Annotated in this window: 24 protein-coding genes; 17 read left to right on the top strand and 7 right to left on the bottom strand. The window is 60.2% G+C overall.

Going from position 1 to position 14,921, the window contains the following annotated elements:
• Window positions 1-199 precede the first annotated feature (199 nt).
• From CHB75_RS21670 to CHB75_RS22095, 3 genes are all read left to right on the top strand, one after another.
• Window positions 200-349, top strand: a complete 150-nt coding sequence (locus tag CHB75_RS21670; protein WP_176439127.1) for a hypothetical protein — start codon at window positions 200-202, stop codon at window positions 347-349.
• 368 nt (window positions 350-717) lie between these two features.
• Complete coding sequence (locus CHB75_RS22100) at window positions 718-864, top strand: hypothetical protein (RefSeq protein WP_245840948.1); 147 nt, start codon at window positions 718-720, stop codon at window positions 862-864.
• A gap of 12 nt (window positions 865-876) precedes the next feature.
• Window positions 877-1,275 carry an ABC transporter substrate-binding protein gene (locus CHB75_RS22095; RefSeq protein ID WP_245840946.1) on the top strand — a complete coding sequence of 133 codons (399 nt, stop codon included), beginning with the start codon at window positions 877-879 and terminating at the stop codon, window positions 1,273-1,275.
• A 44-nt stretch (window positions 1,276-1,319) separates the two neighbouring features.
• Here the strand turns inward: CHB75_RS22095 and CHB75_RS22090 are convergent, their stop codons facing one another.
• Window positions 1,320-1,583 carry a hypothetical protein gene (locus CHB75_RS22090; protein ID WP_245840945.1) on the bottom strand — a complete coding sequence of 88 codons (264 nt, stop codon included), beginning with the start codon at window positions 1,581-1,583 and terminating at the stop codon, window positions 1,320-1,322.
• Window positions 1,584-1,768: 185 nt separating this feature from the next.
• Here CHB75_RS22090 and CHB75_RS22085 point away from each other — a divergent pair, with 185 nt between their 5' ends.
• The 12 genes from CHB75_RS22085 to CHB75_RS21860 all read left to right on the top strand — a co-directional run bounded on the left by CHB75_RS22085 (window position 1,769) and on the right by CHB75_RS21860 (window position 10,095).
• Window positions 1,769-2,068, top strand: a complete 300-nt coding sequence (locus CHB75_RS22085) for a periplasmic substrate-binding domain-containing protein (RefSeq protein ID WP_245840943.1) — start codon at window positions 1,769-1,771, stop codon at window positions 2,066-2,068.
• Window positions 2,069-2,191: 123 nt separating this feature from the next.
• Window positions 2,192-3,040, top strand: a complete 849-nt coding sequence (locus CHB75_RS12490) for an ABC transporter permease (RefSeq protein ID WP_245840941.1) — start codon at window positions 2,192-2,194, stop codon at window positions 3,038-3,040.
• Between the two features lie 78 nt (window positions 3,041-3,118).
• Complete coding sequence (locus CHB75_RS22080; protein WP_245840939.1) at window positions 3,119-3,574, top strand: hypothetical protein; 456 nt, start codon at window positions 3,119-3,121, stop codon at window positions 3,572-3,574.
• Window positions 3,565-3,780, top strand: coding sequence for a hypothetical protein (locus tag CHB75_RS22075; protein WP_141135106.1), 216 nt, complete (start codon window positions 3,565-3,567; stop codon window positions 3,778-3,780). The genes CHB75_RS22080 and CHB75_RS22075 overlap by 10 nt, the downstream gene beginning before the upstream one ends.
• Before the next feature lie 164 nt (window positions 3,781-3,944).
• A complete protein-coding gene (locus CHB75_RS22070; RefSeq protein ID WP_141135105.1) occupies window positions 3,945-4,241 on the top strand; it encodes an ABC transporter ATP-binding protein in 297 nt (98 codons plus the stop codon).
• Between the two features lies 1 nt (window position 4,242).
• Window positions 4,243-5,214 (top strand): 2-hydroxyacid dehydrogenase, encoded by a 972-nt coding sequence (locus tag CHB75_RS12480; RefSeq protein ID WP_089270927.1) that lies wholly within the window; start codon window positions 4,243-4,245, stop codon window positions 5,212-5,214.
• Window position 5,215: 1 nt separating this feature from the next.
• Entirely contained in the window at window positions 5,216-6,247 is a 1,032-nt protein-coding gene (locus tag CHB75_RS12475; RefSeq protein WP_089270925.1) for a DUF475 domain-containing protein, read from the top strand.
• Window positions 6,248-6,489: 242 nt separating this feature from the next.
• Window positions 6,490-7,392: a 5-dehydro-4-deoxyglucarate dehydratase gene (locus CHB75_RS12470; protein ID WP_089270923.1), complete on the top strand. Its 903-nt coding sequence runs from the start codon at window positions 6,490-6,492 to the stop codon at window positions 7,390-7,392.
• 15 nt (window positions 7,393-7,407) lie between these two features.
• Entirely contained in the window at window positions 7,408-8,430 is a 1,023-nt protein-coding gene (locus tag CHB75_RS12465) for a four-carbon acid sugar kinase family protein (protein WP_089270921.1), read from the top strand.
• A gap of 78 nt (window positions 8,431-8,508) precedes the next feature.
• Entirely contained in the window at window positions 8,509-8,817 is a 309-nt protein-coding gene (locus CHB75_RS22490) for a FadR/GntR family transcriptional regulator (protein WP_425439499.1), read from the top strand.
• Between the two features lie 48 nt (window positions 8,818-8,865).
• The gene (locus CHB75_RS22065; protein ID WP_245840937.1) at window positions 8,866-9,198 is read left to right on the top strand and encodes an FCD domain-containing protein; all 333 of its coding nucleotides are present in this window, start codon (window positions 8,866-8,868) and stop codon (window positions 9,196-9,198) included.
• A gap of 168 nt (window positions 9,199-9,366) precedes the next feature.
• The gene (locus tag CHB75_RS21860; RefSeq protein ID WP_217898785.1) at window positions 9,367-10,095 is read left to right on the top strand and encodes an exo-alpha-sialidase; all 729 of its coding nucleotides are present in this window, start codon (window positions 9,367-9,369) and stop codon (window positions 10,093-10,095) included.
• A 419-nt stretch (window positions 10,096-10,514) separates the two neighbouring features.
• On the opposite strand, the gene CHB75_RS22060 is transcribed toward CHB75_RS21860, so the two are convergent.
• The 4 genes from CHB75_RS22060 to CHB75_RS22055 all read right to left on the bottom strand — a co-directional run bounded on the left by CHB75_RS22060 (window position 10,515) and on the right by CHB75_RS22055 (window position 12,297).
• A complete protein-coding gene (locus CHB75_RS22060) occupies window positions 10,515-10,778 on the bottom strand; it encodes a 4-hydroxythreonine-4-phosphate dehydrogenase PdxA (RefSeq protein WP_245840935.1) in 264 nt (87 codons plus the stop codon).
• On the bottom strand, window positions 10,669-11,319 hold the full coding sequence (locus tag CHB75_RS12450) for a 4-hydroxythreonine-4-phosphate dehydrogenase PdxA (protein WP_245840933.1): 651 nt from the start codon (window positions 11,317-11,319) through the stop codon (window positions 10,669-10,671). The genes CHB75_RS22060 and CHB75_RS12450 overlap by 110 nt, the downstream gene beginning before the upstream one ends.
• A 175-nt stretch (window positions 11,320-11,494) precedes the next feature.
• Window positions 11,495-12,052 (bottom strand): dihydrodipicolinate synthase family protein, encoded by a 558-nt coding sequence (locus tag CHB75_RS12445; RefSeq protein WP_245840932.1) that lies wholly within the window; start codon window positions 12,050-12,052, stop codon window positions 11,495-11,497.
• Window positions 12,049-12,297, bottom strand: coding sequence for a hypothetical protein (locus tag CHB75_RS22055; RefSeq protein ID WP_245840930.1), 249 nt, complete (start codon window positions 12,295-12,297; stop codon window positions 12,049-12,051). Before CHB75_RS22055 ends, CHB75_RS12445 begins: the two co-directional genes overlap by 4 nt.
• Between CHB75_RS22055 and CHB75_RS22360 the strand changes: the two genes are divergently transcribed.
• Both CHB75_RS22360 and CHB75_RS12440 read left to right on the top strand, forming a co-directional pair.
• Window positions 12,277-12,546 (top strand): iron-containing alcohol dehydrogenase, encoded by a 270-nt coding sequence (locus CHB75_RS22360; protein ID WP_281253212.1) that lies wholly within the window; start codon window positions 12,277-12,279, stop codon window positions 12,544-12,546. The genes CHB75_RS22055 and CHB75_RS22360 overlap by 21 nt on opposite strands.
• The gene (locus CHB75_RS12440) at window positions 12,461-12,985 is read left to right on the top strand and encodes a dehydroquinate synthase/iron-containing alcohol dehydrogenase family protein (RefSeq protein ID WP_281253211.1); all 525 of its coding nucleotides are present in this window, start codon (window positions 12,461-12,463) and stop codon (window positions 12,983-12,985) included. The genes CHB75_RS22360 and CHB75_RS12440 overlap by 86 nt, the downstream gene beginning before the upstream one ends.
• A gap of 52 nt (window positions 12,986-13,037) precedes the next feature.
• On the opposite strand, the gene CHB75_RS12435 is transcribed toward CHB75_RS12440, so the two are convergent.
• Window positions 13,038-13,880 carry a sugar phosphate isomerase/epimerase family protein gene (locus CHB75_RS12435; protein WP_089270919.1) on the bottom strand — a complete coding sequence of 281 codons (843 nt, stop codon included), beginning with the start codon at window positions 13,878-13,880 and terminating at the stop codon, window positions 13,038-13,040.
• Window positions 13,877-14,860: a fatty acid desaturase gene (locus CHB75_RS12430; RefSeq protein ID WP_089270917.1), complete on the bottom strand. Its 984-nt coding sequence runs from the start codon at window positions 14,858-14,860 to the stop codon at window positions 13,877-13,879. The genes CHB75_RS12435 and CHB75_RS12430 overlap by 4 nt, the downstream gene beginning before the upstream one ends.
• Window positions 14,861-14,921 lie beyond the last annotated feature (61 nt).

Here is a 14,921-nt window from a genome sequence, read left to right as displayed (position 1 = left end):
CCAACTCTTACTCAACTGCGCGAGCGAAGCTTGCGATCACTGTATTGCAGCTCTGACGGCGTGCGTTGTCGTGGCGCTCCCGTGACGAACTTGTCTCACAATGCCTCCTTCCAGGCCTGAGAAATGATCGCACCATCAAACCATGCGATCAAACACCTAGAAGTGGCGCCGCTTTTCCGGCCCGGTATCGGAGTGTGTCATGCAAGAGCGCCGGGCGCTGGTGGCTTTCGGCAGTGCGCCGGACGGTGTGATCGTGCGCTTGGTGGCCGGAGACGTCCATCCCTTTTTCGTCGGCTTACACTTGTCGCGCTCGCCGGATGGCTGGCTTTTGCCGAGCTTCCGCGCGTGACCACCTGGGTCGGGGCATCGTCCATTTTTGCCGCCATCGTCTTGATGACGGCAAGTGCCCGCCGGTCGCGGGTGCCGTCAATTGGATGATACCAGAGGAGGGCTGACTGATACCGAAATTGGATCAAACAGCGTTTATTCGCTATAGATCGGCATTAAAAACCACATCACACTGCTTTTTGATCCGCAGGATCCGGAGGAGACGCATCGGATCAAAGCGACCTTCGGCAAAGGGTGGTGGCCGCCGGGGACACTTATATACCAAGTATGTTTTTTGGATTAAATACAACGAACTACTGAAATGACCTGCTATGTGGGGTTGCCCTGTTTGCCTATGTGGGACCAGCTGTTGCTGCCGATACCGACGTCATGATAGCACTCAATGAGGAGCTTGAGGTGGTCGAACCCTGCATGGCGTCGCAATCCAACATCGGTCGCGTAGTACTTGAGAATATCTCGGAAACCCTCACTGAGGTGAACAGTGAAAACGGTGAACTGATGCCGCACCTGGCCTAAAGCTGGGAAGACGTGGGCGATGGCACATGGCGGTTCCACCTGCGCGATGGGGTGTCATTCTCTGACTTCTCCACGTTGGATGCGGGCGATATCGTTCACACCATCGAACGCGCGCTGTCGCGCTACCTGACCTGCGAGATCGGCGCCAAGTATTTCGGCGGAATGACCCTCACGCCGACGGTGGTGCATGACCTGACCATCGATATCAAATCCCAACCGGCCCAACCGAACCTGCCGCTGCTGATGCCCACCCTGACGGTGGTGCCTGCCGAAACCCCGATCGAATTAACCCGCGAACCCGTCGGCACGGGCCCTTGTGTCTTGTCAGAATGGAATGTGGGCCAGTCGATTGTCCTAGATCACCGTGACGATTACTGGGGCGCACAGCCCGCTGTCACCAAGGCGACCTAGCTGCTCGGCTCGGACGATGCCACCAATCCGAAGACGGACTTTTCCTATCCCAACTCGGAAACCACGACCTGCGCAACGACAGCAGTCTCGTTCCGCTGAATGACGTGCGGGTCCGTCGCGCCCTGAACATGGCCGTTGACCGCGAAGCCTTCCTTGGGACGCTGATCCCCGCGGATGCGCAGATCGCCACGCACATGACCGTGCCGTCGACACTGGGGGCAGGTGTCGCACTGGAAGTTCCAGCATAAGATCCTGACGGTTCCAAGGCGCTGCTGGAAGAGGCAAAAGCCGACGGCGTAGCCGTTCATACCGAGATCCTGCTTTTGGGCCCTCTTGGTAACTTTCCGAACGTGACCGAAGTCATGGAGGCCCTGCAGCAGATCCTGGGCGATGCAGGATTCAACACCAAGTTGTAGATGGTCGAAGTGGCGAGTGGATCAAATATCACTCCAAGCCTTTCGCGGCGGACGACACCCCGGCGCTTGTCGCGGCGATGCACGATAACAATCGCGGCGATCCGATGTTTTCGATGTATTTCAAATACGCCTGCGATGGCCTTCAGTCGGGCATCTGTGATGAGGAATTGGACGCCGACATCGCAGCCGCCACAGGTACGGCGGGTGACCTACGGGGCGCTGCCTGGGAAAAGGCCTTGGCCCGTGCCCATGACATCTCGGCTGATGTTCTGCTGTTCCACCTGGTTGGCGTCAGACGCGTCTCGAAACGGCTCGACTTTAAGCCGACCATTGCGACGAACTCGGAACTGCAGCTGTCGCAGATCAAGTTCAAGTAACGCATACGGGGCGGCGGACACACCGCCGCCCCGAGCACGTCCCAGAGGGCCCCCGCCATGAGGACATTCCTTGCCAAACGCGCCGTATCCAGCGCCATTTAGCTGTTCCAGCTGGTCATCGCCGTGTTCTTCCTGGCGCGCCTGACCGGTGATCCGACCGACCTGTACCTGCCGGTCGATGCCTCGGTTGAGGCGCGCGAGAATTTCCGCCAGATCCATAGTTTGAACGACCCGCTGATTGTGCAGTTTGGTGATTACATGGTCGACCTCGTGCAGCTTGATTTCGGTGACTCCATCCGCCGTGCGCGGCACGCACTAGAAGTCGTGACCGAGGCATTCGTCTGGACACTGCAACTGGCCGCGATCACCATGATCGGCGTGACTTTCGCAGCAATCACTCTTGGGTCTCTGGCTGCGTTCCGCGTCGGCGGACCGTTCGACCGGGTGGCGACGTTCTTTTCGCTCATCGGTGCTTCGGCCCCGGATTTCTGGGTCGCCATCGTCACCATCGTGGTCTTTGTCGTCGGCTTCGGATGGTTGCCTACCTCTGGCACCGGCACTGTCTGGCACTGGATCCTGCCGGTTTCGGTGCTGTTCATCCGCCCCTTCGGCCTGATCCTTCAGGTCGTGCGCGGATCGACGATCAACGCTCTGTCGTCGGCTTTTGTGAAAACCGCGCGCGCCAAGGGCGTCGCCCCACGCGCCACTATCTTTGTACATGCTCTGCGCAACGCGATGCTGCCTGTCATCACCGTGATCGGAGATCAGGCCGCCGGGATGCTGAACGGTGCAGTGGTGGTCGAAACGATCTTTGGCTTTCCCGGCGTCGGCAAACTGATGATCGATTCGATGCTGCAGCGTGAGTTTGCTGTTGTGCTGGCCTCGATCATGGTCACGGCCTTCGCCATCTTCCTCATGAACATCCTGATCGACCTGGCCTATGCCGTGCTCAATCCGCGGATCCGGTATTGAAATGACCATGGCAGAACAGCGCATTCACTCCCCCGACAAGCCCGAAACCGGGCGCCCACGGGGAACATTGAAACTGCTTTGGGCGGACAAACCGCGACCGTTGCCGCCGTGTTCCTTCTGATCATCGTTCTCTGTGCCGTCTTCGGGCCAATGCTGCTGGAACAGGAGTCGAGCCGTCAGAACCTGCGCGGGCGCAACGCGCCGCCCTTTGATCTGGCCAGGGGGTGGCTGCTGGTTCTAGGCGGCGATCAGTTGGGCCGACCGCTGCTGGCGGTGATCGTGCTCTACATGCTTGACCGATCGGTCGGGAACATCATCCTTGTCCTCGCGATCACCGGCATCCCGGCGTGCCTGCGGACAACCCGCGCCGAGGTGCTCCAGGTCCGCGACCTGTCTGTCACCTTTCACACTGCGCGCGGCCCGGTTCAGGCCGTCAAAAACGTCAGCTGGTCGATCAACAAGGGCGAAGTGCTTGCCATCCTTGGGGAATCCGGGTCTGGAAATCCGTCTCGGCGTCGGCCGTCATGGATCTGATCGTCTGCCCCCCAGGCGAGATCACCACCGGGCAGATATTCTATCGCGGCAAGGATCTGCTGACGATGGGGCGGGCGGAGCGGCGGCACATCAATGGCAAGAAGATCGCGATGATCTTTCAGGATCCACTGAGCCACCTGAACCCGGCCTACAAGGTCGGCTGGCAGATCGAAGAGCAATGGGCATCCACGGCACCACCCGCGTAGAGGCGCGGGCTGAAACTCTGCGGCTGCTTGCCAAGGTTGGCATTCCCTAACCGGCGGCAGCGGCGCACAAATACCCGCATCAGTTTTCGGGCGGGCAGCGTCAGCGCACCGCCATCGCCCGCACCCTTGCGCTCGAACCCCGGATCATTGTCTGTGACGAGGCAGTGTCGGCGCTGGACGTACAGGTTCAAGCGCAGGTCATCGACCTTTTGGATCGGCTCAAGGGGGAATTCGGGCTGAGTTACATCTTTATCGCCCACGATCTGCCGGTCGTGCGCGATTTTGCTGACCGGGTTGTCGTCATGCAGTCGGGGCGTATTGTAGAACAGGGCGCAACACGCCAGATATTCGAAGCCCCCCGCGAGGCTTATACCAATGGGCTGCTCGCGGGCTCACTCGAACCCGATCCCCAAGTACAGGCCCGCCGCCGCGAGGCAAGGCTGGCCCAGGAGTTTCTTTGATATGACCAGACCCGATGTGATGATGCTTTGCTCGCAGCGACCCGATGCGATGCAACAGTTGGAGGAGAGATACACGCTCCACCGCTATGACCTTGCCGAAGACAAAGATGCTTTCGTCGCCGAATTCGGTCCCAGATGTCGTGCTATCGCAACCAATGGTCATGCACCTGTCACCCGCCCGATCGTCGAGGCGATGCCCGATCTGCGGTTGGTGTCCTGCTCTTCGGCGGGGTTCGACGGCTTTGATGTTGCGGCGATGGCCGAACACGGTGTCACGCTTACCAACACCTCTCAGGCCTTGTGCGACGATGTTGCCGACACCGCGATCATGCTGCTGCTTGCCGCCCGGCGGGGCCTTGTACCAGCCGAAGCCTACGTGCGTTCCGGCGACTGGGCTCGTAAAGGGGCGTTTCCTCTCCAGCGTTCGCTGAAGGGCGGCAAGCTGGGCATCGTCGGCATGGGCACCATCGGTCAGGCCATAGCCGAACGTGCCAAGGCGATGGGCCAGCAGGTTACCTACTGGAATCGGCGTCCCAAGGATCTGCACTGGGATTATCAGTCAGATCTGATCCAGCTGGCCCGCGATAGTGACGCGCTGGTGGTCATCGTCGCTGGCGGAGAGAGTACCCGGAGCCTGATCGACACAAAGGTCATGGAGGCGCTTGGTCCCACCGGCCTTCTTATCAACGTTGCCCGTGGATCAGTCGTGGATGAGGAGGCGCTGATTGCCTGTCTGTCGGACGGGCGGTTGGGATCGGCGGCGCTTGATGTCTATGCCTCTGAACCCGATGCCGACCCGCGCTTGACGTCGTTGCCCAATGTCACGCTTTATCCGCACCATGCCTCTGGCACGGTCGAGACGCGTGACGCGATGGCTCAACTTCTGGTTGATAACCTTGGTGCGTTTTTCGCTGGTCAACCGCTGCTGAGTCCGGTGGATCTGACTGGTTACCTACCGACGGTACAGGCCTGACATGCTGAAATATTTTGGATGGGCCTACGGTGTAACTGTGGTCGGGCTGGCGTTGGCCTTCTGGGTGGGCTGGGCCTATACCAGCACGCTTTCGGGCGCGCTCGGGTTCCTTATGATAGGCGCTATCCTCGCGGTGCTGGAAATCTCGCTCTCATTCGACAACGCCATCGTCAACGCCAACAAACTGGACAAGATGACACCGGTATGGCGCCATCGGTTCCTCACCTGGGGCATCGTGATCGCGGTCTTCGGAATGCGCATCCTGTTCCCGCTTCTGGTGGTCGTGGTGGCGGCACATATCAATCCTGTTGAGGCTATCCGCCTTGCCGCGACGCAACCCGCCCGCTACGCCGAGATCATCAACGATGCGCATCTTTCCATCGCCGCCTTTGGCGGGGCCTTTCTGATGATGGTTTCGCTCAGCTGGTTCGTCGATGCCGAGAAAGAGATCGACTGGATAAAGGGTCTGGAAAAGGCCATGCGCAAATGCGGCGCCTTTCGCGGGATCGAGATTGCCATTGTGCTATTGCTGGTTCTCATCTTCTCGATGATCCTGCCCGATGCTGAGACGGGCACCTTCCTCTTCGCCGCCGTCTTTGGCATCGTCACCTTCCTCGCGGTCGAGATACTGGGCCATGTCCTCGACAGTTCCGCCACCACGGGCCAAGTGGCGCGTGGCGGTCTGGGTGCGTTCCTCTATCTGGAGGTCCTCGACGCTTCGTTCAGCTTTGACGGTGTCATCGGGGCTTTTGCGCTGACACAGAACCTGTTCCTGATCGCCATCGGGTTGGGCATCGGCGCGATGTACGTGCGTTCCATGACCATCATGCTGGTAGAACGCAAAACGCTGGCCGAGTTCCGATACCTTGAGCACGGGGCTTTCTGGTCGATCCTGATCCTGTCGCTGATCATGTTCGCGCAGACCCTTTTCCACGTGCCAGAGGTCATCACCGGACTGCTGGGCGCGGGATTCATCGGGTTGTCGCTGATGTCCTCGCTGCGCCACAATCGCCAATGCAGAGCAGCGGAGTGAGGCAGTGGGGCACATGCCATGCTGCGGACTGCTTGCGGGTGCCAGATCAGGCAACGGCCAGTGTCAAAACCGTAACCCCACCCGGCAGAGGCCGCAAATCCACCGCCCAATGCCTGCATGATCTAATTCTAGGAGGTGGCAAGACTGCCGCCTCCCTGATCTCGCCCATGCCGGTGCCGTCACCGGCCAGCCCCTTATCATCTGCGGCGGTGTCTCTCTGACCCGTCCCCAAGGAGACGAGCATGCTCGACAACCAAGACCTTCAGGCCCGGATCCGCACAGGCCTGCTGTCCTTCCCTGTCACCCCTTTTGACGATGCGGGGGATTTCGCCGCCGATGCCTTCGGCGCGCATCTCGAATGGCTCTCGGACTACCCCGTTGCGGGGCTGATTGTGGCGGGCGGCACGGGCGAGCTTTTCTCGCTTAGCCCTTCCGAAGTCTTCGAAGTCGTGCGCGCCGCCAAAGCCGCACAGCCCGGCCAGCCGATCATTTCGGGGTGCGGATACGGCACCCGTATGGCCTGCGAAATGGCCCGGGGGATCGAGGCAGCGGGCGGCGACGGTATTCTCCTACTGCCGCACTACCTGATAGGGGCGCCTCAGGACGGGATCGAGGCGCATGTCCGAGCCGTCTGCGAGTCCACGAAAATGGCTGTCATCGTCTACAACCGCGGGCAAACCCGCGTCAGTGCCGAGACCCTGATGCGCCTTGCCGACGATTGCCCGAACCTGATCGGCTTCAAGGACGGCACCGGCGACATCGAAACTGTGCGCCGCGTCACGCTGACCCTGGGTGAGCGGCTAAGCTATATTGGCGGAATGCCCACGCATGAGCTTTTTGCACAGGCATATCGTGGGGCAGGGATGCCGACCTATTCGTCGGCCGTCTTCAACTTTGTGCCCGGCACAGCGCTGGAATTTCATCGGGCGTTCAGTGTGGGTGATGACGCCACTTGCGAAATACTGCTCAAGAATTTCTACTATCCTTTTGCAAAGATCCGTGATCGTAAGACAGGCTACGCTGTCTCGGCGATCAAGGCCGGCGTAAGGTTGCGCGGCTTCGCGGCTGGCCCAGTGCGGACACCGCTGATGGATCTGACCGGCGAAGAGGTTGAGATGATGCAAGACCTGATGCGCGGCCGTTGATAAGGAGGAGAGCCGATGACCCGGGTGCTGATTCTCGCCGGTGACCTGACAGGTGCGCTCGACAGTGCAGCAGCATTTGCCGCGCGCGGGTCGGTCGTGCGTGTCGGGACAGGGCCGGGGCATCTTGCGCAGGCTTTGGCTGACCCGTCGGTGGCGGTCGTCTCGGTCGCGACGTCGACGCGCGAAATGGACAGCGCGTCGGCAGTTCGTGTCATCCGCGCCATGAGCGAAGCGATACAACGTTTCGACGGGTTGCTGTTTATGAAGGTCGACAGTCGTCTCAAGGGCAACATTGCGTCTGAACTGGCTGACCTGTCCGAACTCCGTCCCGGTCCCGTGCTGGCGTGCCCGGCCATTCCAAGGCTGGGCCGGGTGGTCATCGAAGGTGCTGTCACCGGCGTCGGAGTTGATGCTCCGATCCCCATCGCGCCAAAGCTTGGCAAGGATGCGACCATCATCGATGCCGAAAGCGATGCGGATCTGGACGCGGCACTGCCTGCGAACCTCGGCGGGATTCTCTACCTGGGTGCTGCGGGTCTCGCTGAGGCGCTGGCCCGCCGCCTTGTACCAAGCCCTGTCGCCCGTCCCGCCATTGCGCTGGAGTCGCCGCTTCTTATGGCAATTGGATCGCGCAATCCCATCACCCTCGAACAGGTCGCCGCGCTTGATCTGCCGCCCGTCTGCGCTCCGGGTGGCCGTGTCCCGACACTCGACAAGCGTCAGGTTCAACTGATCCAGATCACTCAAGGGACGGTGAAGGGGCACGCTCCTGAAGTCGGCAGCGTCTTTGCGCGCAGACTGGCGTTGGAAATGCGGCGCTCCATGCCTTCGACCCTCTTTGTCTGCGGTGGCGAGACGGCGGCCGCGCTGCTGCACCGGTTGGACATTGGCCTGCTGGATCACTTGGGTGAGGTGCTGTCCGGCGTCCCCATTGCGCGCTGCCCTGACAGTGGCCTGACCGTGATCACCAAGTCCGGCGGGTTCGGCGACGCGTCTCTGCTGAAACGACTGGTCAACATATTTGCAAAGCCCGGTTAAAGCGGCATTTCACGGTAGTACCATTTTCAAAGGGGAGACGCGCCATGAAAGAGGAAAAGGCCAGGCCGCGCACGTCGCTTGCCGACCGCGTCTATCATACCCTGCTCACCCGTATCTCGAACGGGGAACATTCGACGAACCAGAAACTGCCCCCCCGAAAATGCCCCGTCCCGGGAACTAGGTGTTTCACGTCCGGTTCTGCGCGCCGCTCTTTACCGACCGCGCGAAGAAGGTCTGATCTTTTCGCGTCAAGGGGTCGGCAGTTATGTGCGCATTCCCGTGAATGCACCCGTCGGCTTTGCTTGGGTTGAAACTCTGGCTGACATACAACGGTGCTACGAATTCGCGGAAACTTTTGAGACAAAAGCGGCACGTCTGGCCGCGTAACGGCACAATGCAATCGCCCTTGCCGAAATTGCCAAGGCGCTGGACCTGATGCGCGATGCGGCCGGATCGATGACCCACCGCGAGGATGCGGATTTCGCCTTTCACCTTGCGATCACCAAGGCGGCCAATAACCAGTATTTTGAAGCGACCCTTCGTGCCCTGCGGGAACATATCTATGTCGGCATGAAGCTGCACGGACAGTCTTTAATGAGCGATGGAGCCAAAGGCTTGCAGGGCTTATTCAATGAACACTGCGCCATCCACGCCGCCATCGCGGCGCGCGATCCGGAAAAGTCATCGGCGCTGATGTTGGCCCATCTCGAGCATTCGCGCGACAGGCTGTTCGGCGGTGGGTTTATTGATCTGCGGATGCCGGAATAGCAACTGCATTACAGGATGACAAATTGTTTGATCAATTTAACGGGCTTGGCATAACTTTCCTGACGATAAGGGGGTAATTGCATGCGCGTTGATGAGATCGAACAAGCCATGACAGGGCGGTTGCCCGAAGTTTAGGCGGGACGGACAGAAGCCTACCTGCCGTCGCCAATGATCCAGAACCACGCCGCCTTTCTGCACGAATGCGAAGATGGGGTGATCAACTGTGCCTGGTTCGGCGGTTCGCTTGAAGGCAAGTCTGACATTGCCATCCGTGCATCTGTGTTTCTCCCGGGGGGCGGGGAATGGGGGGCTGTGGCGACACTTAGCCATGACCCGGATCACTCGGAACAGAATCCGGTTCTGTCCGCTGCACCCGATGGCAGGCTTTTGCTTTTGCACACCTCGCAGCCTGCCGGAAATCAGGACGAATGGCGTATCCGCATGGCCAAAGTGAACCGCGATGGCACCAAACTATCGGCAGAGGCGGGAAAATATCTCGACCTGTCCCGTGGATGCTTTATCCGCGCACCGTTACAGGTTCTGGGCGATGCTCGATGGCTCTTGCCTATCTTTCGCTGCGTGCAGCGCCCCAGTCAGAAATGGACGGGAAGCCAGAACGTCGCGGCCATCGGAGGGTCAAAAGGCTACGGTAATATATGGGCTTATGAAGAGATTTCGGGGTGCGTCGGGTCGGTTCACATGTGCCCGGTCGCGCTGGATGGATCGCTGGCCGCTTTTTACCGCCGTCGTCAGGCAGATCACGTCCACCGCTCTGAAAGCGTTGATGGCGGTTTGATCTGGACTGCGCGCGCAGCGACGGATGTGCCCAACAACAATTCATCAGTTGCGGCGATCCGTCTCGCGAGTGGCGAGATCGCGATGATATGTACCCTGTGAATGCCGCGATGTCCGACGCCCGCCGCGCGTCCCTTTATGATGAGTTGGGCGAGGACGACACTCGGCCAGACGCCGATCCAGCGGGAGGGGGCTTGCCTGTCTGGGGCGTGCTGCGCGCTCCTGTCGCACTATGTCTGTCGGCGGATGGCGGCAGAACTTTTCCAGAGCGGTTTCTGATCGAAGACGGAGTCGGCGCCTGTCTCAGCAATAACTCGGTTGACGGGCAAAACCGTGAACTTTCATATCCTTGGCTGATCGAAGCGCGGGATGGCTGTCTTCACCTTGCCTACACCTACCACCGCCGCGCGATCAAACATGTCCGGCTCGATACCGGTTGGCGAGGCAGGCTGGAAAAGTTGGAAAACCTATGCCGGTTGTTCGGACGCAATGCTTCGCCCGGACGGATGCGGCGATCCCGCTCAAAACCGCTCGGCGCGCAACTTCCCGGCATAAACCAGCGAGGACAGTATGTTGACGTGGTTCGCCCGACCCATACCCGCGATATCGAAGGCTGTGCCATGATCCACCGAAGAACGGTCGATCGGCAAGCCGAGCGAGACAGTCACAGCGGTATCAAACGCGATCAGCTTGTTCGGAATATGCCCTTGATCGTGATACTGGGCCACGACCAGATCGAAATCCCCACGGTTGGCCCGATAGTAATCCGTATCCGCCGATTGCACCGACTCCGTCTATCCCTTCGGCCGGGGCCATTTTTGCGCCCGGGAGGACCTGTAGGTCATCCTCACGTCCGAACAGCCCGTTTTCCCCGCAGTGTAGGCGTGATTCCGGCCACGGCGATACGCGGGTTTGCCACACCCATGCGCTGGAACGGCCGATGGCCGACGTGGATCGTCTCGGCCACCCTCTGGGGCGTGGCGTGGGTGAGGCGTCCTTCAGGGAAACATGTGTTGAGACATGGATGACGTTCAGCGTATCGGAGTCCAGCAGCATCCAGGATGCGAAACATCCCGTCAGATGTGCGAGCATCCCCGTGTGCCCGTCATAATGGTGTCCGGCAGAATTCAGCGCTTCCTTGTTGATCGGGGCGGTTACGATCCCCGCGGCCTTTCCGCCCGTAGACATCTTCAGCGCAGTGTCGATAAAGCGGAAACAGCCCTCGCCGCAGGCGTCGGACAGCACACCGAACCGGCCAGGAAGCCCGTCGACCGGTACGTGCACAACCCGAAGGGCACCCGGCCCATCGCCCAGTGTCAAATCCACGCCTGCGGCTGCTATCGCGCGCGCCAGGGTGTCGGCATCGCCGATCACCGCGTAGCCGGAGCGGGCCTCGGGCGGAAGCGAGGCTATGGCCTTGACTGTGACCTCAGCCCCGACACCTCACGGATCCCCCATGGTGAGGACAATGAGTTTGCTTTTCATGGCTTTATCCTTGGTTTCAGGTCAGGCTGTGTTTTTCCAGGATGGCGGCATCCTGTGCGGCATCGGGCATCAGTGCAGGCTGACGTGACAGGCCAACAGATGGATCCATCATGTAAAGCGCGCGTTTCACCATGGCAGGGGGGAACCCCAGTGCATAAAGATCCTTGCGCAACCCGGCGAATACCAACTGGGCTACATCGGCGACGGCAGTATCGCCTTTGTTTAAACCATCCATGATCGCGGCAAGCACCTGAGGTGCAACGTTGCCCAACCCCGAGATCACACCGGCGCAGCCCTGTTGCAGACTCCAGTGGACCAGATGATCCGGGGCGCAGTAGACCACAGATCCGCCGACCTCTTCGGCGACCCTGAGATACTCTGATACCGTTTCAGTCGAACCGCCAGAATCCTTGATGCCTGCGATGTTGAGGTGTTGGGCCAGTACACGGGCGGTTTCAGGGTCGATGTGGTTCTGAGTGCGCGCCGGGCAGCCCGCGTTGACGATCACCTTCACCTGGCCTGCGACCTCGTGCACCACCTCCTCAGGCAGTTGGATCTTTTCCCCATGTGTCACGCGGAAAAGTCCCCGTTGGTCCCTTCGCACATGATGTTGTTTCCAGCGGCGACTTGCCAACGAACCTGCGCACGAATGGCAGCGTAGTTCATGGTCTCGTCTTCGTTGAACCAAGTGACGACGGCGACATAGGCGGATCGGGTCATCGAGCAGTTCGGCACTGGGGCCGCGCGGATCTGATCATTGGCTTCGGCGGCGGTTCGGCCTTGGATCTGGCCAAGCTTGTGGCCGTGATGGTCGGGCATGATTTGCCTCTGTCCGAGATCAGCGGCCCACACCGTGCACCGCCGCACGGCGTCGGTCTGGTGCAGTTCCCCACCACCGCAGGCACCGGCTCCGAGGTCGCCACGCGGGCGTTGATCACCGATCCCGTAAGCCGGTCAAAGATTGCATACCGAAAGCCGTCACATGCTTTCCGATCTGGTGATCATCGACGCCTACGCCCTACAGGGGATCGAACTGGTCGGGCGCTATCTGAAACGCGCTGTGGATGACGGCGCGGATACCGAGGCGCGGGCCGGGCTTTCGCTTGTGGCCTTCTATGGCGGGATCTGTTTGGGGCCGGTGTTCACCACTGCCGATCATGCCATCGCCTATCCGCTGGGCACACGTCACAAGCTGCCGCACGGGATCGCGAACGCGCTGATCTTTCCACATGTTCTGGCGGTGAATGCCGGGGCGACGGCGTCCAAGACCGCTCAGGTCTGTGCGGCGCTTGGGTTCCAGTCGGGTGACCAGGAAACGATTCTATCGGGCGCGCGCAGTTTTTGTGAAGCCTTGGGCCTCGACATGCGGCTGCGCGCCCATAATGTGCCCGAGGATGATCTGGTGCACATGGCGCAGGATGCCCACGCCATACGCCGTCTGCTTGACTGGAATCCGGTGGATCTATCGGTCGAGGATATCGAAGAAATCTACCGCGCTGCTTACTGAGACCTGCTTGGACGCTGGCAGGGATCAGGTACGGTGCGCAGCGGCCAGCAATTTAACTGTCACCGCCAAGCTCGGCCCAAATTTCTTCGGCCACGCTCTTCAGCACCAATGCTTCGTCCCAGCGGTTCGACATCTCGCGCCCGTCCGGGCCGGTCATCGCATATTCCGGTGGCCCAAGTTCGCATAGGAACACCATATCACCAGTCTGATTGCGGGTGCGCCAGTCGGCAAAGCCTTCTTCCCAGAGCGAATGGAACAGCGCGACCCACGGCGCATGCTGGGGAAAGTCAATCTGCAGCTGGATCTGCTGACGGCCTGAAACGCGGCCCTGAAAACTATCAGATCGCGCCAGACAGCGCGACAGTAATCCACGCTCCCACGCCGCTAGCGGCAGTTTGAATTCACGGTCTACAAGGTAGTGCGAAAGATCCGCCGCCAGCCGCATTTCTGGGATGGCATCCAGCAGCGAGAGGGTGGAAAAGAGGTCGTTGGTGATGCAGTTTCGATGGGTTTCGAACTGCACCGGCATGCCGATCTGGTCAGACATCTCGATCCACTTGCGGATCACCGGGATCGCTCCTTCGACCGTCAGGGGAAAGACCTGGCCGACCACGTTGACGTAGGGCGATCCGAAATCCTTGGCCATGATCAGCGTTTCGCGAAGCGACTCGACCGACCGGGGAAAGGCCACGATCAGTGGTGTCAGACCCTCACGCTCCAGATACGGGCGGACCTCATGCGCGATGGCTACATCCGCAGCGCCAAGGTCGATGGCAAGTCCGGCATAACCCGCATCCGCCACCATCCCCGCCACGCGGTCCAGCGGCAATTTCTCCCCGGTGGCGTCGTGAGGCTGCATTGACCAGAGCGACTGAAAGACGCGTAGCCGCCTCATGCCGCTTCGACCCGGGTGGTCCGACCATCGCCGCGCGGTACGATCCAGACCTCATCATATGGGTATTCATCTTCGGAACGTGCGCTCAGCTTGCGGATCACCTCGATCTGGAACTCGAACCAACCCATCTGATGTGGCTTTGCCCCGGATTCGCGCATCGCGGCGTCCAGTTGCCACAGCTGCCAGAAGGGCACGCTGGGAAAAGTGTGGTGCGCCGTGTGATAGGGCATCTGCCAGCAAAGCCAGCGCATCAGCGCATTGGTGCGTGTCGAGCGGGTGTTTTCAAGGATGTCGTCCTTGTGGCTTAACCCCAGATGCTCAATCGTGTTCTGCAGCTGGTGCACCGGCTTCATCACCACCATCGGCGCGAGCCACAGCATCACCGCCGCCCAACTGCCCGTCCACAAGGATATGACAGCGATCAGCGCATAAAGGGCCGCGTGAATGCGCGCCTCGCGGATCACCAGCGCATTTTCTGAGGGGCGGATATAGGGTTCGATCACCACGCCGCGGCAGAACCGGAGGATCCGTGTCACCCGTGTCTGCCAGTAGGTCAGCCCCCAGAACCACAGCAGGTAAGACTGTAGAGTATAGGGTTCGCGGATCAGTTCGCCGTCCTTTTCCCAGTTCTGCGTGTGCTGGTGATGCGCCCAGTGCTGGATCTTGTCGAAGTCGCGCGGATAGATCAGCAGGAACCCGAATATCCGCCCGAAAAGCACGTTGATGCCCTTGGTTGCGAAGACCGTGCCGTGGCTCAGCTCGTGTTGGCCCGCGTAAAGGAAATTGATCAGCACCCCGTGTGCCATGAATAACGGCACCGCCCAAAAACTGCCCCATGTGGCCCAAAGCAGGCTCCCCGTGATGGCAATCGCACCCAGATGGCTGCTCAGTTGCAGCGTACCGCGCAAATCCGAACGCTGCATCAGGGTGCGGAGGCGATCAGGCGCGATCAGACGACGACGGGAGAAGGCAGCATCCATGAGAATCCTCGCAGTAGGGGTTTCGGGCAGGGTGCGCGTCAAATAAAGTGATGTAAAATGC

The sequence above is a fragment of the Puniceibacterium sediminis genome, from assembly GCF_900188035.1.
GTDB lineage: Bacteria > Pseudomonadota > Alphaproteobacteria > Rhodobacterales > Rhodobacteraceae > Puniceibacterium > Puniceibacterium sediminis.
This window is presented reverse-complemented; position numbering and strand designations above follow the sequence as displayed.

Coding starts and splice junctions, on each gene's coding strand:
- CHB75_RS12470 (WP_089270923.1), top strand. CDS start 6,490: ATGCTCGACAACCAAGACCTTCAGGCCCGGATCCGCACAGGCCTGCTG.
- CHB75_RS22075 (WP_141135106.1), top strand. CDS start 3,565: ATGGATCTGATCGTCTGCCCCCCAGGCGAGATCACCACCGGGCAGATA.
- CHB75_RS22100 (WP_245840948.1), top strand. CDS start 718: ATGATAGCACTCAATGAGGAGCTTGAGGTGGTCGAACCCTGCATGGCG.
- CHB75_RS12430 (WP_089270917.1), bottom strand. CDS start 14,860: ATGGATGCTGCCTTCTCCCGTCGTCGTCTGATCGCGCCTGATCGCCTC.
- CHB75_RS12480 (WP_089270927.1), top strand. CDS start 4,243: ATGACCAGACCCGATGTGATGATGCTTTGCTCGCAGCGACCCGATGCG.
- CHB75_RS12465 (WP_089270921.1), top strand. CDS start 7,408: ATGACCCGGGTGCTGATTCTCGCCGGTGACCTGACAGGTGCGCTCGAC.
- CHB75_RS22055 (WP_245840930.1), bottom strand. CDS start 12,297: ATGCCCGACCATCACGGCCACAAGCTTGGCCAGATCCAAGGCCGAACC.
- CHB75_RS22090 (WP_245840945.1), bottom strand. CDS start 1,583: ATGAACGGCTACGCCGTCGGCTTTTGCCTCTTCCAGCAGCGCCTTGGA.
- CHB75_RS21860 (WP_217898785.1), top strand. CDS start 9,367: ATGATCCAGAACCACGCCGCCTTTCTGCACGAATGCGAAGATGGGGTG.
- CHB75_RS21670 (WP_176439127.1), top strand. CDS start 200: ATGCAAGAGCGCCGGGCGCTGGTGGCTTTCGGCAGTGCGCCGGACGGT.
- CHB75_RS22085 (WP_245840943.1), top strand. CDS start 1,769: ATGCACGATAACAATCGCGGCGATCCGATGTTTTCGATGTATTTCAAA.
- CHB75_RS22065 (WP_245840937.1), top strand. CDS start 8,866: ATGCGCGATGCGGCCGGATCGATGACCCACCGCGAGGATGCGGATTTC.
- CHB75_RS12435 (WP_089270919.1), bottom strand. CDS start 13,880: ATGAGGCGGCTACGCGTCTTTCAGTCGCTCTGGTCAATGCAGCCTCAC.
- CHB75_RS12475 (WP_089270925.1), top strand. CDS start 5,216: ATGCTGAAATATTTTGGATGGGCCTACGGTGTAACTGTGGTCGGGCTG.
- CHB75_RS12440 (WP_281253211.1), top strand. CDS start 12,461: ATGCTTTCCGATCTGGTGATCATCGACGCCTACGCCCTACAGGGGATC.